Annotated in this window: 26 protein-coding genes and 1 pseudogene; 10 read left to right on the top strand and 17 right to left on the bottom strand. The window is 46.7% G+C overall.

The window, feature by feature from the left end:
- Positions 1-292: 292 nt before the first annotated feature.
- Positions 293-925 carry a superoxide dismutase gene (locus tag HMPREF1141_RS11495; protein WP_009064466.1) on the bottom strand — a complete coding sequence of 211 codons (633 nt, stop codon included), beginning with the start codon at positions 923-925 and terminating at the stop codon, positions 293-295.
- A 238-nt stretch (positions 926-1,163) separates the two neighbouring features.
- On the opposite strand from HMPREF1141_RS11495, the gene HMPREF1141_RS17575 reads away from it, so the two are divergent.
- Positions 1,164-1,307, top strand: coding sequence for a hypothetical protein (locus HMPREF1141_RS17575; protein WP_009064506.1), 144 nt, complete (start codon positions 1,164-1,166; stop codon positions 1,305-1,307).
- 646 nt (positions 1,308-1,953) lie between these two features.
- Here HMPREF1141_RS17575 and HMPREF1141_RS11485 read toward each other — a convergent pair.
- The 9 genes from HMPREF1141_RS11485 to HMPREF1141_RS11445 all read right to left on the bottom strand — a co-directional run bounded on the left by HMPREF1141_RS11485 (position 1,954) and on the right by HMPREF1141_RS11445 (position 8,831).
- Complete coding sequence (locus HMPREF1141_RS11485) at positions 1,954-2,778, bottom strand: alpha/beta hydrolase (protein ID WP_035317011.1); 825 nt, start codon at positions 2,776-2,778, stop codon at positions 1,954-1,956.
- Positions 2,779-2,903: 125 nt separating this feature from the next.
- Positions 2,904-3,611: a DNA alkylation repair protein gene (locus HMPREF1141_RS11480; RefSeq protein WP_009064494.1), complete on the bottom strand. Its 708-nt coding sequence runs from the start codon at positions 3,609-3,611 to the stop codon at positions 2,904-2,906.
- Between the two features lie 72 nt (positions 3,612-3,683).
- Positions 3,684-4,415 (bottom strand): class I SAM-dependent methyltransferase, encoded by a 732-nt coding sequence (locus HMPREF1141_RS11475; RefSeq protein ID WP_009064476.1) that lies wholly within the window; start codon positions 4,413-4,415, stop codon positions 3,684-3,686.
- Positions 4,416-4,798: 383 nt separating this feature from the next.
- Positions 4,799-5,560, bottom strand: a complete 762-nt coding sequence (locus tag HMPREF1141_RS11470; protein ID WP_009064459.1) for an ABC transporter permease — start codon at positions 5,558-5,560, stop codon at positions 4,799-4,801.
- A 2-nt stretch (positions 5,561-5,562) separates the two neighbouring features.
- Positions 5,563-6,321, bottom strand: a complete 759-nt coding sequence (locus tag HMPREF1141_RS11465; RefSeq protein ID WP_009064473.1) for an ATP-binding cassette domain-containing protein — start codon at positions 6,319-6,321, stop codon at positions 5,563-5,565.
- Entirely contained in the window at positions 6,305-6,691 is a 387-nt protein-coding gene (locus HMPREF1141_RS11460; protein ID WP_009064534.1) for a DUF1048 domain-containing protein, read from the bottom strand. Before HMPREF1141_RS11460 ends, HMPREF1141_RS11465 begins: the two co-directional genes overlap by 17 nt.
- 9 nt (positions 6,692-6,700) lie before the next feature.
- Positions 6,701-7,048: a DUF1048 domain-containing protein gene (locus HMPREF1141_RS11455; protein ID WP_009064543.1), complete on the bottom strand. Its 348-nt coding sequence runs from the start codon at positions 7,046-7,048 to the stop codon at positions 6,701-6,703.
- Positions 7,048-7,371 carry a PadR family transcriptional regulator gene (locus HMPREF1141_RS11450; RefSeq protein WP_194955926.1) on the bottom strand — a complete coding sequence of 108 codons (324 nt, stop codon included), beginning with the start codon at positions 7,369-7,371 and terminating at the stop codon, positions 7,048-7,050. The genes HMPREF1141_RS11455 and HMPREF1141_RS11450 overlap by 1 nt, the downstream gene beginning before the upstream one ends.
- A gap of 554 nt (positions 7,372-7,925) precedes the next feature.
- Positions 7,926-8,831 carry a ribonuclease Z gene (locus tag HMPREF1141_RS11445; RefSeq protein ID WP_009064574.1) on the bottom strand — a complete coding sequence of 302 codons (906 nt, stop codon included), beginning with the start codon at positions 8,829-8,831 and terminating at the stop codon, positions 7,926-7,928.
- 363 nt (positions 8,832-9,194) lie between these two features.
- Between HMPREF1141_RS11445 and HMPREF1141_RS11440 the strand changes: the two genes are divergently transcribed.
- From HMPREF1141_RS11440 to HMPREF1141_RS11430, 3 genes are read left to right on the top strand one after another with little or no spacing between them, the layout of a single operon-like run.
- Positions 9,195-10,136: an alpha/beta hydrolase gene (locus HMPREF1141_RS11440; protein ID WP_009064572.1), complete on the top strand. Its 942-nt coding sequence runs from the start codon at positions 9,195-9,197 to the stop codon at positions 10,134-10,136.
- Positions 10,123-11,403, top strand: a complete 1,281-nt coding sequence (locus HMPREF1141_RS11435; protein WP_009064540.1) for a hypothetical protein — start codon at positions 10,123-10,125, stop codon at positions 11,401-11,403. Before HMPREF1141_RS11440 ends, HMPREF1141_RS11435 begins: the two co-directional genes overlap by 14 nt.
- Positions 11,390-12,058 carry a DUF6320 domain-containing protein gene (locus HMPREF1141_RS11430; RefSeq protein ID WP_009064560.1) on the top strand — a complete coding sequence of 223 codons (669 nt, stop codon included), beginning with the start codon at positions 11,390-11,392 and terminating at the stop codon, positions 12,056-12,058. Before HMPREF1141_RS11435 ends, HMPREF1141_RS11430 begins: the two co-directional genes overlap by 14 nt.
- A gap of 69 nt (positions 12,059-12,127) precedes the next feature.
- Here HMPREF1141_RS11430 and HMPREF1141_RS11425 read toward each other — a convergent pair whose 3' ends face one another.
- Both HMPREF1141_RS11425 and HMPREF1141_RS11420 read right to left on the bottom strand, forming a co-directional pair.
- Entirely contained in the window at positions 12,128-13,372 is a 1,245-nt protein-coding gene (locus HMPREF1141_RS11425; RefSeq protein ID WP_009064549.1) for a DEAD/DEAH box helicase, read from the bottom strand.
- 724 nt (positions 13,373-14,096) lie between these two features.
- Positions 14,097-14,846: an EFR1 family ferrodoxin gene (locus tag HMPREF1141_RS11420; RefSeq protein WP_009064502.1), complete on the bottom strand. Its 750-nt coding sequence runs from the start codon at positions 14,844-14,846 to the stop codon at positions 14,097-14,099.
- A 291-nt stretch (positions 14,847-15,137) separates the two neighbouring features.
- Here HMPREF1141_RS11420 and HMPREF1141_RS11415 point away from each other — a divergent pair, with 291 nt between their 5' ends.
- Together HMPREF1141_RS11415 and HMPREF1141_RS11410 are read left to right on the top strand one after the other, a co-directional pair.
- A complete protein-coding gene (locus tag HMPREF1141_RS11415) occupies positions 15,138-15,566 on the top strand; it encodes a CBS domain-containing protein (protein WP_035317037.1) in 429 nt (142 codons plus the stop codon).
- A gap of 581 nt (positions 15,567-16,147) precedes the next feature.
- Positions 16,148-16,390: a hypothetical protein gene (locus HMPREF1141_RS11410; protein WP_009064545.1), complete on the top strand. Its 243-nt coding sequence runs from the start codon at positions 16,148-16,150 to the stop codon at positions 16,388-16,390.
- Positions 16,391-16,539: 149 nt separating this feature from the next.
- Here HMPREF1141_RS11410 and HMPREF1141_RS11405 read toward each other — a convergent pair whose 3' ends face one another.
- A complete protein-coding gene (locus tag HMPREF1141_RS11405) occupies positions 16,540-17,019 on the bottom strand; it encodes a hypothetical protein (RefSeq protein ID WP_035317009.1) in 480 nt (159 codons plus the stop codon).
- Positions 17,020-17,523: 504 nt separating this feature from the next.
- On the opposite strand from HMPREF1141_RS11405, the gene vanR reads away from it, so the two are divergent.
- The 4 genes from vanR (at position 17,524) to HMPREF1141_RS11385 (ending at position 21,100) form a co-directional block, all read left to right on the top strand.
- Complete coding sequence (gene vanR / locus HMPREF1141_RS11400; RefSeq protein ID WP_009064614.1) at positions 17,524-18,222, top strand: VanR-ABDEGLN family response regulator transcription factor; 699 nt, start codon at positions 17,524-17,526, stop codon at positions 18,220-18,222.
- Positions 18,212-19,342, top strand: coding sequence for a HAMP domain-containing sensor histidine kinase (locus HMPREF1141_RS11395; protein WP_242824599.1), 1,131 nt, complete (start codon positions 18,212-18,214; stop codon positions 19,340-19,342). Before vanR ends, HMPREF1141_RS11395 begins: the two co-directional genes overlap by 11 nt.
- A gap of 185 nt (positions 19,343-19,527) precedes the next feature.
- The gene (locus HMPREF1141_RS11390; RefSeq protein ID WP_155863607.1) at positions 19,528-20,397 is read left to right on the top strand and encodes a D-alanyl-D-alanine carboxypeptidase; all 870 of its coding nucleotides are present in this window, start codon (positions 19,528-19,530) and stop codon (positions 20,395-20,397) included.
- A 46-nt stretch (positions 20,398-20,443) separates the two neighbouring features.
- Positions 20,444-21,100, top strand: a complete 657-nt coding sequence (locus HMPREF1141_RS11385; RefSeq protein WP_009064585.1) for a VanZ family protein — start codon at positions 20,444-20,446, stop codon at positions 21,098-21,100.
- A 76-nt stretch (positions 21,101-21,176) separates the two neighbouring features.
- Here the strand turns inward: HMPREF1141_RS11385 and HMPREF1141_RS11380 are convergent, their stop codons facing one another.
- The 4 genes and pseudogenes from HMPREF1141_RS11380 to HMPREF1141_RS11365 all read right to left on the bottom strand — a co-directional run.
- Positions 21,177-21,893 carry an SDR family oxidoreductase gene (locus HMPREF1141_RS11380; protein WP_009064593.1) on the bottom strand — a complete coding sequence of 239 codons (717 nt, stop codon included), beginning with the start codon at positions 21,891-21,893 and terminating at the stop codon, positions 21,177-21,179.
- A gap of 109 nt (positions 21,894-22,002) precedes the next feature.
- Positions 22,003-23,052, bottom strand: a complete 1,050-nt coding sequence (gene rsmH, locus HMPREF1141_RS11375) for a 16S rRNA (cytosine(1402)-N(4))-methyltransferase RsmH (RefSeq protein WP_009064451.1) — start codon at positions 23,050-23,052, stop codon at positions 22,003-22,005.
- 265 nt (positions 23,053-23,317) lie between these two features.
- A pseudogene (recQ, locus tag HMPREF1141_RS11370) lies at positions 23,318-25,510 on the bottom strand (DNA helicase RecQ); the annotation flags it as partial.
- Between the two features lie 26 nt (positions 25,511-25,536).
- Positions 25,537-25,825 (bottom strand): transposase (locus HMPREF1141_RS11365; protein WP_009064500.1); only part of this gene is annotated, 289 nt, incomplete at its 5' end.

Below are 25,825 nucleotides of genomic sequence, written 5' to 3'. Positions count from 1 at the left end.
CAAGCTGCTGATACATCGCGCTCGTACAAAGGGATTGGCTGATTTCTCAACGTCTTTCCCCCAGCAAAGCAAGCTTCATTCTTCATCTAAAGGTTAGACTAAGCTAACTAACATATGCATAGCATACAATAATTGAAATTGTATGTCAAGCATACATTTTAAAAAAATAAATGTATGGGAATCTGAATGCATACGGCAGTCTTATTGTAGTTCTCCCAAAAATTTGAAATGTACTGCTTCCCGAAAATAAAAAGAACGGCCCGAAAGCCGCTCCTAAACCATTCTATTCTATTTAATCATGAACTTCATATAGCTGATTGGCCCGATCCCAGTCAATGACATGGAACCAATTATCGATATATTGATCTCTTAAATTTAGATACTGCAGAAAATAGGCATGCTCCCAGACATCGATGACCATCAACGGGCAAAACCCTGACGATAAAGGGGAATCCTGATTGGCGGTCTGAAAAATAATAAGCCTTCCATTCCGGTCTTTTACAAGCCACATCCACCCCGAACCGAAAACAGCCATGGCCTTCTCTTTAAATAGTTCTTTGAACTTTTCATAGGACCCAAATTGGGTTTCGATCGCGTTTTTCAGCTTCCCTACCGGAACGTTTTCCGTTTTACCCGATGGCCTGAGCGATTCAAAAAAGAAATTGTGGTTCGATACCCCGCCCCCAAAATGAATCACGCTCGTTCTGATTTTTTGCGGGATCAGAAATAAATTTCTGAGCATACAATCCAGGTTTACTTTTTGCAGCTGCGGGCAGTTTTTTAACGTCGCATTTAGTTTGTCAACATATCCTTTCAAAAGTCTGTCATGATGGACCTGCATTGTTTGAGTACTGATATATGGCTCCAGAGCATCATAACTGTACGGCAATGGTTTTAACTCGAACTCATAGCATTCTTCCGACATAATTGCCCTCCTAGCAAGCGGATTTCATGATGTATAATGCTATGGTATGAATTCTGTTTTCATGTGTTACTTTGAGCAAAAATCTGCCGGCTAAGCCTATTAAAAAACAATTTTAAAAAATGTATGCAGGCCCGGAGCAACGCAACAGAAGCGACCTGTTCGCCAAACCACACTTTAACAGTTCCGATTGATTCATAAAGCCAGTTGGTCTGCACACACTAGTGCTGAGGTGATTTTTATGTCTTATGTAGATCCTAAAATCCGCGATAAATTTGAATCTCTGTCCATCGATTTGAAAAATGAAATTCTCGGCCGCGATGTGAAGCTGTATACAATGAATGACCTGATGAGGTGTTTACAGGATATTGTCGACGGTAAATAAATCCTTGCAGCCGAATATACGGCTTTGATTCCCCTATCGTTTTTATTCCTTCCATCAACTTTGTTAATTTTAATAAGCCGATCCTGAGGTGATTTTCATGAATGATCAAAACAAACCTTTAAATACCGAAGAACGGTCAAGCAACAAAGGAATCAGCGCAGACATTTCTAAGAGCAAGACCGAAAATCAGAATCAAAACCATAACACCAAAAAGGCAGCATTAGGACCGAACACAAAACGATAAGGGTGAAATCACAAATTTCAAATTATGATACGAGGAATGGGATTCTCAGCTCCTGCCATAAAGCGGGGGCTGCTTTTATTTGCCCCTGAAACAAGCACTATGAAACGCAACCTTATTGCAGCATTATTACATTTGAAACACAGCATTTTTTCAGCATGTGCCAAAAACAAATTGTTTGGTAAGCTGATTTTGCCTTTTTTATAGCATTTTCAAAAATGAGCCTTTGTATAAAACCGAAAGCAGATCAGCGTATTGCTGATCTGCTTCCATGACTATTAAGACGATTCGATTTTTTGAAGTGCTCTAAATATCCATAAAGACAAACTCACAAATCCGAACAAAATAAATTGGTCAGCACGAGCAAATGAATATTACAGGATCAGGAACCTGTTTGCAGAGTGCCTAACAAAATTGTTTGAATATTGCTTCGATCACGCTGTCATAGTCCAACGGATGCAATTCATGCCCCGCACCATGCATCGTCAGCAAAGCCGCATGCGGAATGGTTTTTGCCAGCATTTCGCCATGTACATAAGGAATAACGACGTCGTCGGTTCCATGAATCACCAGAGCCGGAACTGCGATCTCGGCAATTCTGCCAAGCTCATCCCCTGTAACTTGTGCATATGAATGATTCATACGGGAGTCGAAATGATCCGAACGCTCTACGTCCATCCGATTCATTTTGCGGATATGGTCCTCATCATGCGGACGTTTGCTCTGATTGGTAATGCGCCACTGCTGGATTGCGACTTCGACCAGTCCATCCGTATCCTTGGGCGGCTCGGATTTTGCCATCTGCTCGAAAAAAGCATTTACTTCATCGGAGGAATACGGCAGGCTTTCCGCGCCATCCGCGAAGTACATGGAGGAAAGCAACACGATCCCGGAAACCCGTTGCGGATGCCGGAGAGCAATCATCTGTGCCAGCATCCCGCTCATTGACATGCCCATGATAATGGCCTTGTCGATTTCGTAAGCATCCAAAACAGCTACTGCGTCGTCAGCCAAATCTTCAAAAGTATATCCCGGTTCACCCGGCGGATAGCAGGTAGATTTGCCTGTGTCCCGGTTATCGTAACGAATGACATAAAATCCTTTGTCCGCCAGCTTTTTGCAAAATTCAGTTTCCCACCATATCATGGAGCTTGCAGTACCCATGATGAGTAGTACCGCCGGATTGCCCGGCGATCCGAAGCTTTCCGTACAAATTATGAACGTCGTCATGAAATGATGCCATTTTCAAACGCTGTCACCCTTTCCCGCTTTGCAATGATCAATTTTAAACCATTCATCCAAATGATCTGCACCGTATCTTCGGTGTCTGATAAACCAAGTGATGAAAATCGTGCCTAACACCGGACGTTCCTGCGCTTGAAGCCCAGCCGCCCTTTGGCCGCCGCCTTTCGGATTTCCTCTGCGGCCACAGGGATATTGAATTTCGCTTTGCCCCCGAATCCTTCCACGGCTCCGATGGCGTCGGCAACAGCCAGCGCCTCCTCATGCAGCGGAAGATAGGAAACGCCTACGGTTGCAACAAAATTGTTCATGGCATATTTGGCCCGGTCAGGGCTGTCGTGAATCGTATTTTTCACCGTTTCGAGCATCGCGTTCAGCTTTTCCCTGTCGAACTCCTCATCCTTGCGGTTGCCGATCAGCCAGCAGTAGCAGCTATATCCAGCGGATACATACAATTCTTTGCCGCTTGCAATCCACCGGTCGGAAACGGCCTGCGCAATATCTGTTTCCGCAAGCGTCACCGCCACGATAAAATCAGAGATCATATAGAAATACGCGCTTTCCATCCATCGGTCAAAATCCGCTTCCGTCATGGTTTTGGGGTCGGCAATCATACCGGCCAGATACATGGCGTCATAATTGCCGGTCGCGTAAAGCTCCTCCGCAAGCGCCTGATCGATCTTGATTTTCCGGACAATCGGTTTCATCGCACCCGTCGCGACTCCGTAAAGCGGCTCGCGCGCCCCCTGCTGCAGATATACTTTCTTTGTTCGCTCCGTACCCAATGATTCCAGTTCCTGCAATATTGTCTGAACGTCCACACAAATCCTCCTTCGATCCATATAATCCTGCGATTATGATTGACACCCGATTGTCAGCCTCATTCTTTTTTATTATCCCTGTTTCTGGGCCTTGATCAGCAACATCATCGGGCGGCGCATTTCATCGGACATGCCTGGGATCTTCATGCTATCGGCGCTCGGCATCGCTTCTTCAACCACTTCCAGCCGAAATCCGGCGCTAATTAGCCCCATCAGAATCTGCGTCAGTGTATGATGCTGCTTTATGACCGTTTTTCCAAGGAAACGGGTAACTCTTTCTCCGGGATAAAAGTAATCATCCACCGGCCAATACTGCGGTTTGCCGTCTGAATCGTAAATCCAATCCTGGTTCACACCCGCCGTAAAGACGGGATGTTCGATGTTAAGGAGGAAAATACCACCCGATTTCAGCGTCGAATATATCTTTCTCAAAATAGAATCAATATCTGCAATATAATGAAGCACCAGATTGGAAACGATACAGTCGTAAGAATCGGCGGGATAATCATATTCATCCAGCCCGCAGACCCGATAGGTGATTTTTGGGTCAGCGTTTTTTTCGTTTGCCTCCTGTATCATTTTTTCGCTCAAGTCGATGCCCAGCACCTGCTTTGCACCGCATTCCACCGCATATTTACAGTGCCAGCCGTAACCGCACCCAAGATCGAGTACGCTTTTGCCGTTCAAATCCGGAAACAAGGCTTTGAATTGATACCATTCGCCTGCTCCGGATAAGCCCTGCCGGCTCCGCGACATCTTCGCGTACTGATCAAAAAAGTTCTTATCGTCGTAAATATTGTTCATATACTTACCTCAGTAAATTTTGTTTGCCTGCCTCTGTAAAGGATGGGGACTTATGCCTTAGAATTACCCTGAACCTTACCAAAATCATTGTACCACAAAAGGAGTGAAGTTTTCCATCCTAATAGAAACCCGCAGGATACACTTTTTACAGTGTTCCCCTGCGGGTTCCGCTATATGATGTAATTGCAGATGATCTCTCTTGATCAAGGTAATGGCTATTGATGGTCTATAAATAGCGAGGCCATCAAAGGTGCCGTAATACCACCTTACTGCATTTCTGCCCGTCTTTTATTTCTCAATTCTCCCACAGCAGAAATCGCCATCGAAAAGCGGTGAGATTGCCTCAATCGATGCATTCACTATTGTGCCGATTGATTGATTTCTCACGCTGTTTTCCGTTTATAAGCCAGCATGGCGAAAGCATACGCCACCACAAGGATCCCCAAACACCACACAAGAGCGCTCCAGATATCATTGCCGACGGGCTGATTAGATAATAACGCGCGGATGGCGTTGACGATGGAGGTCACCGGCTGGTGCTCCGCAAAAGCGCGGACAGGGCCCGGCATCGATTCAGTCGGCACAAACGCCGAGCTGATAAACGGCAGAAAGATCAGCGGGTAGGAAAAGGCGCTCGCGCCGTCCACCGATTTTGCAGTCAGCCCAGGAATCACCGCGATCCAGGTCAGTGCCAGTATCACAAGTACGAGGATACCGGCTACGGCCAGCCAGGACAGAACCCCCGCCGAGGAGCGGAAGCCCATAATCAGCGCCACAAGGATAATGACAACAACCGAAATTGCGTTGGATACCAGCGAGGTCAGCACATGCCCCCACAGCGCGCTTGAACGCGCAATCGGCATAGAGTGGAACCGCTCGAAGATGCCGCTCTGCATATCCGTAAACAGGCGGAAAGCCGTGTAGGCAATGCCGCTCGCGATCGCCATCAGCAGGATGCCGGGCAGCAGATAATTCACATAATTGTCTGTACCTGCTTGAATTGCGCCGCCGAGCACGTAGACGAACAGAAGCATCATTGCGATCGGAGTAAGGCAGACCGTGATAATGGTATCCATGCTGCGGGTGATGTGGCGCATGGAACGTCCCATCATCACATTCATGTCACTGAAAAAATAGTTTTTCATTCCTATGCTTCCTCCTTTTTGCCGATGATTGCAAGGAAAATCTCCTCGAGCGTCGGCTGTTTTTCCACATACTCCACCTTGGCGGGCGGGAACAGCTTTTTCAGTTCCTCCAGCGTGCCGCTTACAATAATCCTGCCCTCATGCAGAATGGCGATCCGGTCGGCAAGCTGCTCGGCCTCCTCCAGATACTGCGTGGTCAGAAAGACCGTCGTACCGCCATCGGCAAGCTCATTGACGATCTTCCAGACTTCGATGCGCGCCTCGGGGTCAAGCCCGGTGGTCGGTTCGTCGAGGAAAATAAGCTGCGGCTTTCCGATTAGGCTCATGGCGATATCGAGCCTGCGGCGCATGCCGCCCGAATAAGTAGACACCCTGCGGTCCGCGGCATCGGTCAGGCCAAAGCTCTTTAGCAAGTCATCCGCGACCTGACGGGGATTTTCAAGATGTCGCAGCCTGGCGATCATGATGAGGTTTTCCCGCCCGGTCAGGATCTCGTCCACGGCGGCAAACTGCCCGGTCAGGCTGATCGACTGCCGCACATCATCCGGCTTTGCCGCAACATCGAAGCCATTGACGACGGCGGTGCCGCCGTCTGGTTTGAGCAGCGTGGTAAGGATTTTGACGATCGTGGTCTTGCCGGCTCCGTTAGAGCCGAGCAGGGCAAAAATTGTACCCCGTTCCACCTCAAAATTCACGCCCTTCAGGACAGGGAGGTGTTTGTAGGACTTTTTCAGCCCTTTTACTTCAATTGCTTTTTCCACCCCGATCTCCCCCTTTTTTATCCATATCTTTTTTTATGGCATTGTAAACATCCCGGTTGACAGATTCCTGATAGATATCGGCGTTCGTTTTGGAATCTTGGATCAGATCGTCGCAGAAAGCCGCTACGTCGCGGCCTGTCACTTCGAGAACACCTTTCCCCAAAGCCGCTCCCTCTTCAAAAAGATCGACAATTCCCGAGAACAAGCCCGTTCCGTCGGTTATCCCATCGGCCATCTCAACAGGGCCGACCCGAAAGAGATATTTTTGAATCTCTTTATAAACGATCTGATACTCCTGCGGGAGCGATTTGACACGTGCCATGTGCGCCCGCCACTCTTTTTTGCTTTCGATGATCTCTTGTATGCTCATGGTATCCTCCTATTTGCCTAATTTTTTGGCGATGGTATGGTTGAGCTGCTCGCGCCACCTGTCGCGCATCGACTTTGCTCCTTCTTCGCCGGCCAGCGATGAACAGAAGCCTTTAATATCGTCGCCTAAGACTTCCCGGACACTCTCGCCGTTCGCCGCCCCTTCTTCAAGCAGACCGAGCGCACCGTCAAGAATCGGCATGAGGTTGCGGCCAGTAAGATCTGTGTGCGGCCAAAGATTCAAATTAATTTTTTCCCATGCTTCCTGATAATCAGCCGGCAGCTTCTTGGCCCGCAATTCAAAAGCCCGCATTTCTTTCGTCATGTCGTTTCCTGTGATCCTATCCCAAAAATTCATTATTTTTTCTCCTTCAGCTCGTTCATTCTCGATGACACAAACTCCCATTTCTCCCAAAACTTCTGCAGTTCCTCGCGCCCCGCGTCGTTGAGCGTAAAAAACTTTCGCGGCGGCCCTACGTCAGAGGCCTTTTTGCTGATCTCTACCAGCTTGTTTTTTTCAAGCCGAACCAGTATGGTATACACCGTTCCATCTACAACATCCGTAAAGCCGAGGGCATTCAGGCGCCGCGTGATTTCGTAGCCATAGGTTTCTTTGCGGCTTATTATTTCAAGGACGCAGCCCTCAAGCACACCTTTGAGCATTTCCGTTAAGTTTTCCAGTACAATCACTCCTTGCTATTCAGCAACACCGGTATTCAGTATTGCTTACTACCGCTATATAGTAACGCAGAATAGTCAATTTGTCAACAGCGGTTATTCTAAATCATAAATTTCATCTGAACCTAAACGGCAAACCGCCAGACCAGAGTGCATCGCATAACAAAAAGAGCTCTGCTGTCTCTGGTAAAAACCAGCAGGCAGCGATGCTTTGATTCGATTGACCGCACTTTTCCAGGATATCGCCGAACTTTATCATGCTTCCTTTTCTTTTTCACGAAAGTCAGGGAAGCTTTATAAAGATGTGTGCATCTTTTCAACATGTAGTTTCCAAAAAGCAACCAGGCCGCTCGCCAAAGCGGCCTGGTTTTCCGTGCATCAGTAAATATATTCATTTTGACGTTTCTTCCGGGCCGGACTGTCCAAAAAGTCATCGTTAGAGAACATGCCCAGAAGAAAGAGGAAGCAGATGAACATCTGCTTCCTCTTTCTTGCGCCGTACCGGTTACCTCGCTGGTTCCGATACTGTCCGCCTTGATCCTTCTCTGACTCCCTTTTTATGGCCCAAGCGTTGTGCGAATGCCATCATAGCCGACCGTTGTATGTTCAAAAATGGACATGGCTGCATCGAGATATTGCCCCGGCTCTTTCATGGCGGGGCTGAAATGGGTCAGCCACAACTGCTTTACTTCAGCACGTTGAGCCAGTCTGGCGCTATCCGAAAAAACCATATGCCCTTTCTCCTGCATCTTTTCGCTCATGGCCTCGTCCCCATACATCCCCTCACAGACAAATAAATCCGCACCATGGGCAAAGCTGGAAATCTCCTCAATCGGCTGGGTATCTGTGCAGTAGCAGATACTGATCGGGCGACGCTCCCCATCCAGCACCATGTAAGGTAAAATTTGATTGCCGTTGTCCAGTACAACCGGTTGACCGGCATGCAGGGTCTTGTAATAGTGCAGAGGCACGCCCAGTTCCTTTGCCTTGTCCGGGTTAAAGATCGGCTTCCGTTTCAAAGTCAGGCGGTAACCCAGGCAAGGGATACCATGCTGCAAATGCATGGACGCAAAGTGGATACCGAACAAATCAAAGTCTCTAGTCTCTCCATCCAACTCTTTTAACACAATCGGATAGGGAAGATTCGGCGCTATGGTCATCAGCGACGCTACCACCTGTCCGAGTCCGGCAGGCCCGGCAATCGTGAGCGGCGTCTTTTTTCCATAGTTGCCCAGGGTCAGGAGCAGTCCGGGCAATCCCGCGATATGATCCGCATGAAAGTGAGTAATGAGCAGCAGCTCCAGCCGGCTTAATTTGCAGCCCGCTTTTTTCAGGGCAATCTGTGTTCCCTCACCGCAATCAATGAGGATCGCCGTACCCTGAAACTCTACCCAGCAGCTTGCCGTCCAGCGATTTTCCAGCGGGAGCATCCCACCTGTTCCGGGCAAACACACTTCTACCATGAGCTTCCATCCCCTTTCGCTTTTCTACGATTTCCCTTATCATGATCCCGGTGTGATCCATCTATTCCCCACACTCTCAGCCTGGGGCCGAGACAGCCAGCGGTTCAAGAAGAAGCATCTCACCGATTTCTGAACAGATATTTTGTTGACTCTAGTCCTGTAGATTTAGTATAGCATAAACAGCCTAAGCAGTAATTCTTATTTTTGCGCGGCATCTGATTGGATATTAAATACGAATTATGGTATAATTTCCAATATCGAAGCTGTGTTTATAAGTGGATTGTACGACATGAGCCGCCGGTACATTTCGAAATTGGGTACCATCGGACGCAGATCAGCCATTGATAGGGGGATGTGAGACACTTGTCGATCAATAAGGTAATGCGGGCGGCCCTTAAGGCAATTACGTCCTTAGAACCGGATGTGAAAAAAACATATAAAATGGAACGGCAGTTTCAAATACTTACTTCCCGATTGCGGGGAAGACCCAAGGACTACAAGATGTGGGACCATAAGGTTTTCTGCGACGGCCGCGCCATTCCCGTGCGCCTTTTTGCGCCGAGCAGAAAAAGAGCCCTCCCTCTTCTTCTCTTTTTTCACGGCGGCGGCTGGGTAACCGGAGGAATCGAAAATTATACCGGCGTTTGTGCCGATCTTGCAAAAGCGACCAACTGCACCATAGCCTCCGTGGATTACCGGCTGGCGCCGGAGCACAAATTCCCCGCCGCGGTAGAGGATTGCTACGCGGTAACGCGCGAGTTTTTTCTCGGCCGAATCCCCCGCGTGAACCCGGACAGCATCACACTCATCGGCGACAGCGCCGGGGGTAATCTTGCTGCGGCCGTTTCTTTGATGGCGCGGGACCGGGGGGAGTTTCTTCCCAAACGGCAAATCCTTCTGTATCCGTCCACGTACAATGACCACAGTGAGCGTTCTCCCTTTCCGTCTATCCGGGAGAACGGAACGGACTATCTTCTTACCTCTAGACGGATTCAAAGCTTTATCGAGCTTTATCGGAGCTCGGATGACGATCTGAACAATCCTTATTTTGCTCCGCTTCTGGCGTCGGATTTCTCGCGGCAGCCCCGCACCCTGCTGATTACGGCAGAGTATTGTCCGCTCAGAGATGAAGGGGAAGCTTATGGCGAAAAACTGCGCGCCGCCGGGAATGACGTGCAGATCATTCGCATACCGGATGCGCTTCACGCTTATATGATGCTGCCGCCGCGGTTTGAACAGGTGCAGCAAACCTATCGGATCATCAACGGTTTTTTACGAAAGGGTAATCTCCATGGCAGAACGTAAACATTGGAGCCGGCTGGACAACGCCGCCAAGATATTTCCGCCCACCAGTACAAAGCGGGATACGAAGGTATTCCGCTTTGTATGTGAGCTGACCGAACCGGTGGACGGCGGTATTTTACAGAGTGCTTTGGAAGAAACCATTCAGGAGTTCCCTTTATACCGTTCCATCCTGAAAAAAGGATTGTTCTGGTATTACCTGGAGGAAAGCAATCTCCGTCCGCAGGTCGAAAAGGAGTCGCTTCCCGCCTGCAGTCCTATCTACAATCAGGATGGGCCCGGCTTGTTATTCCGTGTCCTCTATTATAAAAAGCGAATCAATCTGGAAGTATTTCACGTTTTGGCAGATGGTACCGGCGCAATGCAGTTTTTACGCGCTCTGGTCTTTGCTTATCTGGCAAAAAAGTATCGAATTTCAGGACGGTTGGCCGATTATGACGCTTCCCGCGATCAAAAAAATCAGGATGCGTTTTACAAATATTATGATAAAACCGGAACCGTCCCGAAAATGAAACATTACCGGGCCTATCGGATTCGCGGCGAACGCCTGCCCGGCAACCGGACCGGGATTACAGAGGGATTTTTATCCGCCAAAGCAGTACTTCAAAAGGCCCATGAAAACGACGCCACACTCAGTGAATTCCTGGTTGCACTGCTGATTTGCTCCATTTACGATGGAATGGCGGTACGGGAACGAAACCGCCCTGTCATCATTAGCGTGCCGGTGGATCTTCGCCGCTTCTTTCCCGCACAGACGGCCCGAAATTTTTTTGGAGTGATCCAGGTTTCACACCATTTTCAAAAAGACGGACAGGAATTCGCTCAGGTTCTGGCAAATGTGCGCGAGTCCTTCCGGCGGCAGCTGACCCAGGAAAATCTGCACGGGATCATCAGCCGGTATTCGGTCTTTGAAAACAATCCCTTCATTAAGGCCATTCCCCTGCCGTTGAAAATTCCGATCCTGCGCATCAGCGGAATTTGGGCGGACGGCGGGGACACAGCGGCTTTCTCCAATATCGGCCGGGTCGCAGTACCCGCAGAGGCCGCAAAACACATTCAATTATTCGATGTGTTCGTCAGCACCAAGCGTCCGCAGCTCTGTCTTTGCTCTTTTGGGGATACCCTGGCTGTCAGCGTATCCTCGCAGTTGGTGGACACCGGAATTCAGCGGCATTTTTTCCGCCAGCTAACAGAGATGGGGATTTCCATACAGGTGGTTTCCAATCTGGAACAGTACAATGAAGAGGAGACGGCATATGCTGCGGTGTGAACATTGCAAATTGGATTTACCCGGAGAGCAAACTCGCTGTCCGCTCTGCCAGAACAAACCGGTCGGAACGCCGGATGGCTCCGGCAACCGGTTCCCGCGTCTGCCAAATCCCCGGCGAACCGTCAGCCGAGTGCTCATTGCATGGCTCGCATTTGGCAGTGTGTGCGCGGCGGCGATCTGTGTGATGATCAACCTGATCATGCCTGCAGGCGGATGGTGGTCGCTGTTTGTGATCGCCGGTATCGCAAGTCTGTGGATCGATGTTTCGCTCATCGTCAAAAAGCGAAAGAACCTGCCTAAGAATATCCTCTGGCAGGTGATCATTGTCACGCTCATTGCGTTTTTATGGGATTTTCTGACGGGCTTCAGCGGCTGGTCACTGAATTTTGTGTTTCCCATTCTTTGCTCCTGTGCCCTGCTCGCCATGACGATCGTTGCAAAAGCACGCAGACTCGATACACAGGATTATATTTTGTACCTTGTCATCGACTGTGTTCTGGGAATTGTCTGTTTTATCCTGATCCTGACGGGTGCGGTTCGTGTCGTCATTCCGTCAGCCATCAGTTTTGGGGCTTCCATTGTTTTTCTGGCATTCCTGCTGTTTTTCGAAGGGAAAGCGCTCTGGACTGAAATCCAGCGCAGATTCCATTTATAATCAAAAAAGCCTGCATCACGGCGAGCTTTCGCTGTGATGCAGGCTTTTTTATTTTGAGGAACAAAACATTCAGGCTTTAAAGGCCGGTCTGTGCGAGGATCGGCTCTTGTTCCAAGGCTTCCCCGTGTTTCTGCGTTTGTTCCGGCTCTCATTTTGATATTGCTTTTGAAGCATTGAAAATTCAGGGAGAGCGGACTTGGCATCCAGTACAACGGGTGCGATGGATGCTTTGGTATTGCTGATAATTCCGTGCAGCTTGCCTCGCTCTCTGGGGTAGATAAAGGTATATGCAACCCCGGTGCGATCCGCCCGGCCGGTTCGTCCGATTCGGTGCACATAGCTTTCCGCGTCACCGGGAATGTCGTAGTTTACAACCGCGTCGATTCCCCCGACGTCAATGCCGCGGGCAGCGACATCGGTCGCGACTAAAATATTTACCTTGCCATCCCGATAGCGCCGCATGACCTGATCCCGCTGCTTTTGGCGCAGGTCGCCATGAATCGCCTCTGCCGGGTACCCGGCTTCCGTCAGCTGAGACGCCAGATCGCCGGCCATCACTTTCGTTGCGACGAAAACCAAAGAAAGATCGAACTGCTTTTTTTGCAGCAGCTGCAGCAGCGCGGAAAATTTCGCGTTGCCGCGGACTTCGCAGTAAAACTGCTCCACTTTCTTTGCGCTGGCAGTATTGGGCTGAATGCAGATCTGCTTTGTATCCTGTTGATACTGTGCAGCGATCGTTTTGATTTCATCGGACAAGGTTGCGGAAAACAGCACCGTTTGCCGTTCGGTGGGAACGCACTGCAGAATGGTATGGATATCCTCTCGGAATCCCATATCCAGCATCTGATCCGCCTCATCCAGCACGATACAATTGACGCCGCTCAGCCGGGTGGTTCTGCGGCGCATATGATCCATCATGCGTCCGGGGGTAGCCACTATAATTTGCGGGCAGCGTTTTAACGCCATGATCTGACGCTGAATCGGTTCCCCGCCATACAGCGCCAGAACTCGAATCCCTTGCTTGTAGGTGGCCATCTGCTTCAGAACACCGGTTGTCTGCACTGCCAGTTCCCGCGTGGGGCAAAGAATGACAGCTTGAATCTGCCGGTCGGCAGGATTCACATTTTCCAGAATCGGAAGGCCAAACGCAGCCGTTTTTCCGGTGCCGGTAGGCGCCTGTACCAACAGATCCTGTTTTTCCAGCATAGGCCCTATGGCGACTTCTTGTACGGGGGACGGATCACAGTATCCCATTTTTACAATTCCCCGCAGCAGTTCCGGCGTAAAGCCAAATTTTTCAAAGTTTGTGATCATGAAAGCTCCATTTCATCTAATATTTCTTCGTGTCAAGAGAATCCGCCAACCCCCATTGAAATTGGCGGCCCTTGAATCCCGTTTGCGTTATACGTTCTGACGTTCACAGCACATTATTTCTGCTGCTTTTCAGACTCCGTTCCGTACTAAAAAATTACCTTGCCGCCTTCGTTCAGGCTCTTCGCGATCAGAAACGATGGAAGGAAAACGAACAGACACTTCGCCGCTGCCGCCACTATTTGTAACAGGGCCGCAGTCTTTTTCAGAATGAACCTGACGTACCGTTATTCTATCACTGGTACCTGAGTCAGTATTGCATCTGTAACGCACAAAAAAACACACGCTTTTATAACTCAATGAAACGAATCAATGACTTACAAAAACATGTGAGGCAATGCAACATTTTTGAATACTTATTTACTTTAACACACATGCCATGAAAAGTCAACTGCTGACTATAAAAATCTGATTGGCTGAAGTGCGAAAGGGATGGCGTATAAACGCTTATCAAGGTGAAGCAATCAGCAGGGCCGGCTGCTGATTTGCCGGTAATATCCCTTATAGAAGGTAAAATCGGCCCGCGATATCATTTGATTTCGCGGGCCGGATGGTGCAAGTGCTTATCAGGACAAACGCGAAAACCCGCTTACAACAGGGCTTTGGGGCGCAAACAAGCGGATATCCCATCATTTCAAATGCTTCTATTCCAAAAACAAAATATAAGTTATGTAATAGGAGGCTCCACAGAAGAATCATAGGTATATCTCAAACGATTTCGGGTGGAATCACCGTAGTTGATCGCTTCAACTGGACAGTGATGCAGACAGCGTAAGCAGATATCACATTTCGGGAGCTTCCAAAATGGTTTTCCGTCTTTCATTTCAATCGCATGAGAGGGACAGTTCTTCGCACACAGTCTGCAATGGATGCAGGAGCTGTCCACAGTGAAGGGTGATGTGATTCGAGATTTTTCGTATTGAGCGCGAGCAATGGGTACGAATTGCCGGATCAGCCAGTTGTTGTGATAGGGCTTTTGTGTCCCCTGAATGATGTTACGAAGGGTATTTTCCGCATGCATCAGCTTCCTTTTTTGAGCATCCAACGGCGGCACATCATGCAATATAGAATAGTTTGTGACCATAACCAGTGAGTAAACGGTTGGTTTCGGCAACCCTTTTTCTAAAAACAGCTTTTCTACCGAGGCATCTCCGCCACCCAGATATCCGCCGCATGTCATGATTACGACTATTTTGCCGACGTTCCTAAATTCACTTTTTCGAAGGAAGGATTCCATCCGGTTTGAGACTCCCCAAAAACAATTGAAAGTGACCAGAAACAGTGTCTCCCCATCTTCCAAGTCAAATGAGGTTGGCTCCTCGAAGTCGCAGATGTCTATGAAATCCCCATCAAATGCCTCGTGCAGCTTTAAAGCAACATGCTTGGAATTACCTGTTGAGCTATAATATAATACCATTGCAACATCACATCCTATCTATGCAGCTACTCATTGGGCCCATTTTCAAACTGTTTGTCTACGATTATTATAGCGGATTGTATCGTGTTTGCAAAGAAAAAACAGGCCGGCAAAAGGAAGTCGTTTTTGCTCTTATGGCCATTCGAAGATTAAAGTTTTCATTGGGCCGCTCAAGCTGCAGCTTCAAATCATTCATGATGATCCTCTTTTTTTCAATATTTCTTCAGTTGCAATTACGATTCCATTATAAAAATAGATTTGGTGGAAAACATAAGGATAGAGGTGATGGATATGAAAGTCAGAAATATCATGTCAAAAGAAGTTACCAAGCTGAATCCGGATGATTCCATCGAAAGAGCCGCCCAACTGATGAAGCAGCACAATATTGGCTCTATTCCTGTCTGCGATCAGGAAAAGGTAGTTGGCATTGTGACCGACAGGGATATTGCAACAAGGTCTGCTGCGAAAGGCCAGAATGTAAAGCAGCAAAAGGTCTGCGATATCATGAGCCAGAATCCTGTGGTAGGCAACCCTGAAATGGATGTACACGAGGTTGCAAAATTGATGAGCGAAAAGCAAATTCGAAGAGTGCCCATTGTAGAGAACAATACTATAGTGGGCGTAGTCGCACTGGGGGACATCTCTGTTCAACCTAATCTTCAGGACAATGCGGGCGAGGCTCTTAAAAACATTTCTCAATCCAGCGCTACCCAAATGTAAACACATCTTTCAAATTCAAACTCCCTCGGCCGGAAAGAATTCCGGCCGAGGGAGTTTGTCATTTTAAGATATAAAAACAGGGGCAGGATGGCTGTACAACCACCCTGCCCCCTGTTACGGAGAACACGCCCATAACAACGGATATACCGCGAATATAAATATATTATAAAATAATTTCCATATTTTGTAAATCCTTTTTTCTTTTACACACAAAAAAATTTATGTCAACATAATTCGACAGAATACACGTTGACATAATTTCGAAAACATAATACTCTTTAGGCATACTGATACTATTATTGAAAGATTGAATAGAGTTCTCTTTTCAAAGCAGTCAAGCTTAAAATCCTGGTAAGGGGATTCATTTCGCAAGTCTAAAAACTGAATAAATTCTCCGTATTGACAGCCATGAATCTCAAGTTGTTCCTGTACGGAGTGCTATTCATGACCAGGTCACTCCTAATAAAAAGGAACTGGTCATTTTTATTCAAATATAAAAATCAAATTAGATTGGAGGTGAGAAACATGGACTCTTTTAAACGTCAGCCCGTAACATCTTCCTCATAGAAAGGAGAATTTTTATGAAGTCAAGTTCTCATCCTATCGTGATCTGTAAAAAAATCCATAACACCGTGTTCACTAAGGATGAAGAAAAAATCAGCGAAACCAAGACAGTTCAATATTTTCTTCCCAGCTTCAGTTTAAAATCTGTGATTAAATTTCTAGAGGTATTACTGTTGATTCTTCTATTGGTCGCAATCTTTGTCGGCAAAAAAGAAGAAGTTGCTCCAATAATGAATTTCATATTGGAACAACTTCATTGAGAAAATTCGCGAAAGTACTATACACATTATCCTACCAATGTGTATAAACCATTCTTATTATTAACATAAAATTCATATATTGTCAATGGCATTCAATAAAAGATATCCCTTTTCATTGCGGTTATTTGTTCCACCTGATTGGCTCAGTATTATCTGGCAAACTGATCCATGTACTGCCTCGCTTCCTCTTCGCCGTAGGAGCCGCTCAAAACAAATGTCCCATCTGTAATCGGTTCCGTCATTTTCGCAGAGGTGATAATTCCGTCTTTTCCCCAAATAGACATTTCCTGTTCTTCTTTTACGATTTCAGAGCTGTCCGCAGCCAATCGCTTTCTGCCTTCTTCCGTAAGATGAAACGTAATATCATATCCGTTTGGGGATGGGCCTTGACTGTGCTTCGCCTCAATTCTTTCAATTAGTTCGCCAGTCAAGACAATTTCTCCGTCAGCAGCAGCGGTCTTACGAAACACAATCTCTTTTGAGATTTCTTCTTTTGTGAGCACGACGCTGAAACTTTCAGGCTCGCTGCTCAGAACCGCAGACGAAACCGGAGATTCGCCCTGAGTGCAGCCATTCACAACAAAACTGAGAAGAAAAATGGAACAAAGCAATATCAGTGATTTTTTCATCGCGGCAGATTCCCCTCTTATCCATCTCTAAATGTTGCACACCTGTTGATAGCATAATACCAAATGCCGCAAAAGTCAATGAAGCGAATCCTGCCAGCCATCAGATCAATGGAGGGGCATCAGGGCAGCATTAACAGTCTTTTGAGCAAGTAACAAATCCAACACTCAGGCAGACAATTGTAAGTCTTTGCCCCAGATACTGCTCAATAAATGCTGAAACAATCGTAAAACAATCTGCGGTAAACTATTTGCAGGTTCTAAACGAAATGGGAAGCAGTCACAAACGTGTCCAATCTCGCAGTATGCTCAATATGGGAATTATTTAACTCATGCAAAATTGCTTTTTCCGTCACTTCCGTATATATTGTGAATAGAGAAGTCCAATCATGTAAACTATCTTCATAAAATCTTAAGACTTTCATAAGGAAAACAAAAGGACTCTCTTTGGCCCTTTGCCTTATGATAAATCATAAAAGTGCAGCGGAAAAAGGAGTGATGAACCGTATGGGCGCTGATATTTTAATCGTAGACGATGAGCAGACCATAGCAGATTTGGTAGAGGTATACTTAAAAAACGAAGGGTTTACCGTGCATAAATTCTATAACGGTGAGGACGCCATCCGGAGCGTGGAATCGGAACAGATTGATCTTGCGATTCTCGACGTAATGCTGCCGGACATTGACGGATTTTCCCTCTGCCGGAAAATTCGGGAGAAACACAATTTTCCCATCATTATGCTGACAGCAAAAGAGGAAGAAGTGGATAAAATCACCGGCCTGACGCTTGGGGCAGACGATTATGTGACAAAACCGTTTCAGCCCCTGGAACTCGTTGCCCGCATCAAAGCGCAGCTTCGCCGGTTTACCCGATACAATTCCAGTGAAACGGTACCGGAAGAATCTGTTCTTTCCTTTTCCGGTCTGGTCCTGAATCAGGATACGCACGAATGCACGCTCAACGAAAAGCCGCTGTTACTGACGCCAACGGAATTTTCAATTTTGTGGGTTCTCAGTTCCAATCGTGGACATGTAGTAAGCTCAGAGGAGCTGTTCCGGCAGGTTTGGGGCGAAAAATACTACAGCAACAGCAACAACACGGTCATGGTGCATATCCGGCACCTGCGCGAGAAAATGTGTGATTCTGCGGAACATCCAAAATATATCAAAACAGTGTGGGGGGTCGGCTATAAAATTGAAAAGTAAACTGAATACTCCGGCTAAGATATTTCTGATCGTTATGGCCACCATTTTTTTGAGCTTCAGTGTATTGTATATTCTGGATACCGGGATCGCCAATCGCATGTTCAGCAATTGGATTTATAAAAGTTTTATTATTGAAGAAACACATTGGGGCGTTTCCGGCACTTTTGTCGACACACAGTTCAACTGGCTTGCTTTGAAAAAGTTTATCTATATTGCGTCCATCGCCGTAGTCTCAGCGATCGTTTTGTTAAGCTGTCTGATCTATTACGGTTCCGGAAAGAAAAAATCCAGACAAATCATGAACCAAATTTCGAACGCCATGAGACAGGTTCTGATCTCGGATCAAACTCTGCCTGTTTTGCCGCGGGAATACGATGAATTTAAAATTCAACTGATGCAGTTGAAAGAAATGGAACGGCACAGCCGCCAGCTAGCGCAGGCCGAAATGCAGCGAAAAAACGATCTGATCACGTATCTTGCGCACGACTTGAAAACGCCGCTGGCTTCTGTGATTGGGTACCTTTGTCTTTTGAATGAAGCGCCGGATATGCCGGAAACACAGAAAGAAAAGTACACGGGCATCGCGCTGCAAAAAACATACCGGCTGGAAGAATTGATCAATGAGTTTTTCGATATCACCCGCTTCAATTTACAGTCTCTTGTCCTGAATAAAAGCAAAATCGATCTTTCTTTGATGCTGCGGCAGATGGCGGACGAATTTTATCCTATGCTGATCCCCAAAGGGATGGAAGCGGTTGTCCATGTTCCGGAAAATCTGATTCTGACCGGGGATGCGGATAAGCTGGCCCGCGTCTTCAACAACATTCTGAAAAACGCGATTGCCTACAGCTACGAAAACAGCGTGATTGACATTTCGGCAATGCAGCAAAACCAAAATGTCGTGATCACCTTCACGGATCACGGCGAACCGATTCCCCCGCAAAAACTGAATACTATTTTTGAAAAATTCTATCGCCTGGATACCTCCCGTTCTTCCAACACCGGAGGTGCGGGTCTCGGCCTCGCCATTGCAAAAGAAATCGTAACGGCCCACGGCGGAACGATCACGGCAGAGAGCGACGCGGAGCGCACGGTATTTACGGTAAAAATCCCATCATAAGAGAATCTTAAGAGATTCATAAGATAGAATTCCAACATGGCAGCCGAATTTATAGTTGAATAGAAGTAATAAAAAACCAAGGAGCTGTTTTACCGTTGCATTCCAGAAAGAAAAAATCCGGTTGCCTGTTCGTTGTTTTTGTTTTCATTGTTTCCGTCCTGGCATTTCAATTCGGACCGTCCGTTATGAGCGATATCATCAAAAAGAGTGTTCGCTCTGCCGCTTCCGGCCCGTCCCTTACTTTGATCCCCGAAAATTCCGATACGCCTGTCTCTATTGATACAGAGGATCTGCACAGCGCTTATGCGATTCTTGTCCGGCTGAGCGACAAAACCGTGCTGATGCAGAAGCAGGGTAACGAAAGGATTTATCCCGCTTCGCTGACGAAAATGATGACGGCTGTTGTGGCCATTGAAAATATTCCGGATCTACAGAAAAAGATCGAACTCTCTTCTTCCATTTTTCAGCCGCTTTATAAAGCCGATGCCTCTATGGCGGGGTTTCTGCCCGGAGAAAAAGTCCCGGCCATTGATCTTCTGTACGGCGCTCTGCTGCCGAGCGGAGCGGAATGCTGCATCGGACTTGCAGATGAAATCTCTGGCTCAGAAGAAAACTTTGTAAAAAAGATGAATCAAAAAGCGGACCAGCTCGGCATGAGCGACACCCATTTCACCAACTCGACCGGACTGCAAAACGAAAATCACTACTCAACCGTGAAAGATTTATCGCTTCTTCTCGATTACGCACTCCAAAATCAAACGTTCCGGGAAATCTTCACTTCCTCCCGCCATTCAACAGCGGCCACCAATAAACACCCGGATGGCATTACCTTTACCAGCACGTTATCTCAAAACCTGAAGGATCAGACGCTTCCGGGCGGAGAGATTCTCGGCGGGAAAACCGGGTTTACCGATGAAGCCGGGCTTTGCCTCGCCAGTCTTGCTCAAATAGGCGGGAAGGAATACATCCTCGTAACTGCCGGAGCAGAGGGAGACCATAAAACCGAACCGTACGACATTGATGACGCACGTGAAGTATATCAAAGGCTGAATTAAACGGTTTCGCTGTCTTTGAAATTGATTACAAAAGGAAGATCAAAAATTGCCCTTATTGCTGATAAAACAACTCATGATCTGCTTTGTCTATGCCCTCCCGTTTCTGCTCTTATTTGAGATTCCGCTCCTGATTCACCGTAGAAAAGCCGAAGGAAAAATCCCCTATCGGCATTTTGCTCTCAATTTGATTTTTGTTTGGTCTCTGGCGATCATGCTGTATTTGACGGGTATCCATTCCGTTTTTTCTTTTTCCAGTGATGCCATTCTCACCTGGCAGGGACTGCACATCCCGGCAAGTGAAGTCAATCTGACCCTATTTCATTCTCTCGCGATAAACTCTCGCCAATATCTGGAAAACATATTGCTTTTCATTCCTTTCGGATTTTTTCTGCCTCTGCTGTGGGAACAGTATCGTCCGTTGTGGAAAACCGTATCTTGCGGATTTTTGCTTTCTTTGGCAATTGAATTCAGCCAACTGTTTAATCACAGGATTTCAGATATTGACGATCTGCTGACGAATACGCTCGGAGCGTTTGCCGGATGGCTGCTTTGGCTGCTGCTGCAAAAAAGCCTTTCCGCAATTCGAGGAGAGGCTACGATTTCAAAAGAAGATCAAAAAGAGACTTTTCTATTACGCCATGAAGCCTTGCTTGATATGGCTGCCGCATTTATGGGGATGTTTTTCCTGTATCCATTTCGCTGACAGAGCCTTTTCCAAAAATCCCGCCCATTTAAAATGGGCGGGATTTTTTCATCTCAGAAACAATAAAAAATGGATTTTAGGATTCATCCACAGTCTCCAAATGCCAACCGAAATCGCCGTGATAGATCATCTGACGTGTCATTCCTCCGTCTATGCAAATATTCTCACCAGTAATAAAGCCGGATTGTTCCGAACAAAGATACAGCACCATATTGGCAATATCCAAAGGGGTTCCAACTCGGCCGGCAGGATGCTGATTTGCATCGGCCCCGCGGTAATGATTGTTTTTTGTATCGATCCATCCGGGAGAAATGGAATTGACCCTGACCTTACCGGCAAGACTGACAGCCAGCGCATGGGTAAGGGCAGAAATTCCTCCCTTGGCAGCGGAATAGCTTTCTGTGAACGGCTGGCTCATACGGTCACGGCTGGAAGAGATGTTAACAATGCTTGCCCCCGGTGCAAAATGCTTCAGAAACAACTGGGTCAGCATGAAAGGGGCGGTGACCCCCACACGAAGCGCATCATTAAACTCGTCATAGCTGCAATTATTGATCCCTTTCATTAGCGGCAGGGCATTATTGATGAGATAGTCAACATGCCCGTATTGTTTGATCACCGTATCAGCAAAGTGCCTTAAGGTCTGTTCGTCACCGATGTCGCCCACAAAATAGGGATTGTCCCTTATGTCGATGACGCAGACCTTTGTGCCGCGCTTTTCGAACTCTTCACAGATGCATTTTCCAATGCCGCTTGCACCGCCGGTAACAACGGCGATCTTATCCTGAAACATAGAGATCTCCTTACCTGCCGAAAAAATGATGTGAGAAAGTTTTTGCATCATCAACAGAATGGGAGACAAAAGTCAATAGGAACGTTTATATCCCTGAACAGTCATCGAATTACGCTTTAATCGCCCATCTCAATTTTGCTGAGCGGGCACGGCTATTCCTATTGCATTCTTCTGCTGATGGCCGGATCACCTCAGTTGAAATCTCACTGTAAACGCCTTCCCGCAGCAATGCTTTAAAAGACTTTTTGACGAGTCTGTCTTCCCCCGAATGGAAAGACAGGATGGCGACACGCCCGCCTTTTGCAAGGACGTTAGGAAGTTTTTCTAAAAATTCATATAATACCTCAAATTCACTATTCACATCGATCCGCAATGCCTGGAAGGTTCTTTGGCATGATTTCCGAGTTAATTCTTTGCGTTGATCTTTCGCAATAAATTTGAGCGCATCTTCAATAATCTGCCGGAGCTGAGTTGTCGTGGAAATTTCAGCCCCCTTTTTCATTTGAGAAATAATCGCTCTGGAGATCTGTGCGGCATAGGGTTCATCCGAATTCTCGATCAACATCCCTTCTATTTCTTCCTGCGTCATCTCTTTTAAGCGCTCCGCACCGGATATTCCCTTTTCAGGATTCAATCGCAAATCCAACGGCCCGTCTTTTTTATAGGAAAACCCTCTGTCCGGATTATCTATCTGCATAGAGGACAGACCCAAATCCGCCAACACAAAATCAAACGGGCCTGCCTCAGCGGCAACCTGATCGATATTGGCAAAGTTCAGCAGCTTGGTAGTTAACAGATTTGGACCATAACCCAAACGCTGTAATCGTTCTGTCGTCTTGGATAATTCAATCGGGTCTACATCAAGGGAATACAAATGCCCCTTTGATTCCAAACATTTTAGCATTTCTAATGTGTGGCCACCATACCCCAGGGTTGCATCCAACCCAATTTGTCCGGGTCTGATTTGCAAAAAATCCAATATTTCTTTCACACATATGGATATATGCATACCGGCAGGGGTGTTGCCCTTTTGAAGAATCTTCGCTACCGTATCTGCGTATTTTTCCGGTTGAAGTTCTTTATATTTTTCTTTAAAGTTTCTTGGATGAGTCCCTTTATATCGAACACGTCGTTGATGCTTTTGTTCTGGATAATCCATTGGATTCCTCTCCATCTCTTTCCTGTTATCTTTATCTTCATTACGGATGATTTCAAAATCAATAGCCGTGTGTAGTACCGTTCTGTTATGAGGCGCTTGTCCTGATTATAAACACAATTTGCAATCCATACTCGTCTGTCAAATACAAATTGCTGGACTGCGTGTTATATTTATTCGAGAGACAGTTCCTTTTCATTCAGAAACGCATACCGGCTTGTATCTGCCGTATGAGTTCCAAGCCGAGTTGTTTTAGCGGGCCATATTTTTAAATACCGCCGATCAATTCTTCGATATGGTCTGCGGCATATTGCTGGGCTTGTTGATGATATAAATTTTGCCTGTAAGCGTTCCCAGCGGAATTGGTTCTTTCCACAGTGGCAATTCCATGTTCTTTTCCAAGTTCCGTTGCAACCCGGTTACCTTTTCCTTCCACGTTTTCTGGCTGCAGCAAGCCCTTTTTCATGAAGAAGTTTGTCAGCTTAATTGCACTGAGCTTGTAATCCCCCTTTTGCAATAGCAGAGAATTCAGCATGTCAGTCAGAATCGAAACCGGAACAGCTTCCGCAGACGGAACAAACGACCGTTTTACATATTCACATATCTCCCCAATGGATGGTGCGGAATCCATCGAAACGGGTTGCCCCACATTGGCCGTCACGGCGCTATTCTGTGATATAATCTTTAAAAACCGTTCGCCGTAGCGCTGGAATTTCACTTCACCCACGCCGGAAACCGCCAACATATCGTCTTTATTCACCGGCTTTTTTCTGCACATATCAAGCAGTGTTGCATCCGAAAAAACCACAAATGCCGGCACCCTGTTTTCTTCCGCAATTTGAAACCGCAGACCTTTCAGCTCTGCAAACAGATGCTGGTCGATCTCCCCGACATACTTGCTGGATTTCGAATTACCAGATTTCATTTCTTTCTGTGCGCGCTCAGATTCTCTCATAACTTTCATAAGCATCGGTTGATCAGAATTTAAAAGCGTTTTGTATTTCGCTCCCAGTTTCACGACCGGAAATTCAGTATTCGTAAGGACAATATATTCATTGATGACCAGATAATTGATCATTTCGCGGATACGGCTTTGCGGAACCTCTTTCATAATACCGTAAGTCGACAGTTGATCTAAATGAAGATTTTGTATTTTCTCACTGCAGCTGCCACGTAAGGTATCAATCAACATCTGGACGCCATATCTTTCACGCATCCGATAGATACAGGAGATGATCTTTTTGCTGTAATCCAATATATCGACCGTTTCAAAATTCTGCTTACAGTTGCTGCAGTTCCCACAATAATTGCCCGATCGATCCCCGAAATATCGCAAAATATATGACCTCAGACAATCCATTGTGTGGCAATAATAGGTCATTTGCTTCAGCCGTTCCCGCTCTTTTTCTTTTACGAGCTCCAGGGTTTCAGAATCCAATTCATTTTGTTCGCTGGTGTGATCGATTAAAAATTGATTCGTGATCACATCCTGTCCGCCATAGAGCAAAATGCAATCTGCATTTGTGCCGTCGCGTCCCGCTCTTCCTGCTTCCTGATAGTAGCTCTCGATATTTTTGGGCATATTGTAATGGATCACGAAATTCACATTACTTTTATCAATCCCCATACCAAATGCATTTGTTGCGACCATAATCGTTTTTCTGTCGTACAAAAAATCATCCTGGTTGGCTGCACGCTCGGACTCCGATAACCCGGCGTGATAGCGTGTGGCGTTATAATGATCGTTCTGCAGGTCGCCGCATACCTGTTCCACCGTTTTTCTGGTAGCGCAATAGATAATGCCGCTTTTATCCGGGTTATTTTTAAGAAAATGGATAACGGCTTGATATTTGTCTTTTGGCTTTTGCACTTCAAAATACAAATTTTCTCTGTCAAACCCGGTTGCCGCGATAAAAGGCTGTTTCAGTCTTAATATTTTGATGATATCGTCTTTTACCTCACGGGTAGCCGTCGCTGTGAATGCGGATATTACCGGCCTTTTTGGCAGTTTGTCAATAAATTCGGTGATCTTTAAGTAGCTGGGCCGAAAGTCCTGGCCCCATTGAGATACACAGTGTGCCTCGTCAACCGTAACCATAGCAATATTAGCCGATCTTGCAAATGAAACAAATTCATCCACATCCAACCGTTCGGGCGCGACATAGATGATTTTATATTTCCCGTTCCGGGCATTTTCAATGGCTTTCTGCGTTTGATTTGCACTCAGTGATGAGTTGATATATGCAGCCGGAATTCCATTTGCAATCAAAGACTGCACCTGGTCTTTCATCAGTGAGATCAGGGGGGAAACGACAATCGTAATACCATCATAAAGCATTGCCGGGATTTGAAAACAAATGGATTTTCCGGCGCCGGTCGGCATAATCCCTAAAACGTCATCCCCGTCAACGATGTGATCAATTAATGCTTCCTGCCCTTCCCGAAAGGCTATGTATCCGAAATATTGCTTTAGAGCCTATCCATAAATTAGATATGGACTCGAATCAATTTACGCCAGACAATAATTGCACAGGCAAAATGCAGAAGACCAAGGTAGTTTGCAGCTTTCTTTTCAAAACGAACCAGCAATTTGCGGAAACGGTTGAAGAACGAATGCGTAACCTCTACTACCCAGCGCCGGGCTTTAAAATCGGGATTCCGCAAGAGCTCCTGTTTTTCCTCAGATCGGGGACGGATATGCGCGATATAGCCTCTTTTTTCAACCTTGTCTTTTGAGCCGGTATACCCGGCATCCAGGCACAGGTTTTGAGTAAAT

This window comes from Clostridium sp. MSTE9, from assembly GCF_000277625.1.
Taxonomy (GTDB): domain Bacteria; phylum Bacillota; class Clostridia; order Oscillospirales; family Acutalibacteraceae; genus Faecalispora; species Faecalispora jeddahensis.
The sequence above is the reverse complement of the archived record's forward strand: the minus strand, read 5'-3'. Positions and strand labels throughout refer to the sequence as shown.

Coding starts and splice junctions, on each gene's coding strand:
- HMPREF1141_RS11495 (WP_009064466.1), bottom strand. CDS start 925: ATGTCGGAAGAATGCTATGAGTTCGAGTTAAAACCATTGCCGTACAGT.
- HMPREF1141_RS17575 (WP_009064506.1), top strand. CDS start 1,164: ATGTCTTATGTAGATCCTAAAATCCGCGATAAATTTGAATCTCTGTCC.
- HMPREF1141_RS11485 (WP_035317011.1), bottom strand. CDS start 2,778: ATGACGACGTTCATAATTTGTACGGAAAGCTTCGGATCGCCGGGCAAT.
- HMPREF1141_RS11475 (WP_009064476.1), bottom strand. CDS start 4,415: ATGAACAATATTTACGACGATAAGAACTTTTTTGATCAGTACGCGAAG.
- HMPREF1141_RS11470 (WP_009064459.1), bottom strand. CDS start 5,560: ATGAAAAACTATTTTTTCAGTGACATGAATGTGATGATGGGACGTTCC.
- HMPREF1141_RS11460 (WP_009064534.1), bottom strand. CDS start 6,691: ATGAGCATACAAGAGATCATCGAAAGCAAAAAAGAGTGGCGGGCGCAC.
- HMPREF1141_RS11455 (WP_009064543.1), bottom strand. CDS start 7,048: ATGAATTTTTGGGATAGGATCACAGGAAACGACATGACGAAAGAAATG.
- HMPREF1141_RS11445 (WP_009064574.1), bottom strand. CDS start 8,831: ATGGTAGAAGTGTGTTTGCCCGGAACAGGTGGGATGCTCCCGCTGGAA.
- HMPREF1141_RS11435 (WP_009064540.1), top strand. CDS start 10,123: ATGGCAGAACGTAAACATTGGAGCCGGCTGGACAACGCCGCCAAGATA.
- HMPREF1141_RS11430 (WP_009064560.1), top strand. CDS start 11,390: ATGCTGCGGTGTGAACATTGCAAATTGGATTTACCCGGAGAGCAAACT.
- HMPREF1141_RS11425 (WP_009064549.1), bottom strand. CDS start 13,372: ATGATCACAAACTTTGAAAAATTTGGCTTTACGCCGGAACTGCTGCGG.
- HMPREF1141_RS11420 (WP_009064502.1), bottom strand. CDS start 14,846: ATGGTATTATATTATAGCTCAACAGGTAATTCCAAGCATGTTGCTTTA.
- HMPREF1141_RS11415 (WP_035317037.1), top strand. CDS start 15,138: ATGAAAGTCAGAAATATCATGTCAAAAGAAGTTACCAAGCTGAATCCG.
- HMPREF1141_RS11410 (WP_009064545.1), top strand. CDS start 16,148: ATGAAGTCAAGTTCTCATCCTATCGTGATCTGTAAAAAAATCCATAAC.
- HMPREF1141_RS11405 (WP_035317009.1), bottom strand. CDS start 17,019: ATGAAAAAATCACTGATATTGCTTTGTTCCATTTTTCTTCTCAGTTTT.
- vanR (WP_009064614.1), top strand. CDS start 17,524: ATGGGCGCTGATATTTTAATCGTAGACGATGAGCAGACCATAGCAGAT.
- HMPREF1141_RS11390 (WP_155863607.1), top strand. CDS start 19,528: ATGAGCGATATCATCAAAAAGAGTGTTCGCTCTGCCGCTTCCGGCCCG.
- HMPREF1141_RS11380 (WP_009064593.1), bottom strand. CDS start 21,893: ATGTTTCAGGATAAGATCGCCGTTGTTACCGGCGGTGCAAGCGGCATT.
- rsmH (WP_009064451.1), bottom strand. CDS start 23,052: ATGGATTATCCAGAACAAAAGCATCAACGACGTGTTCGATATAAAGGG.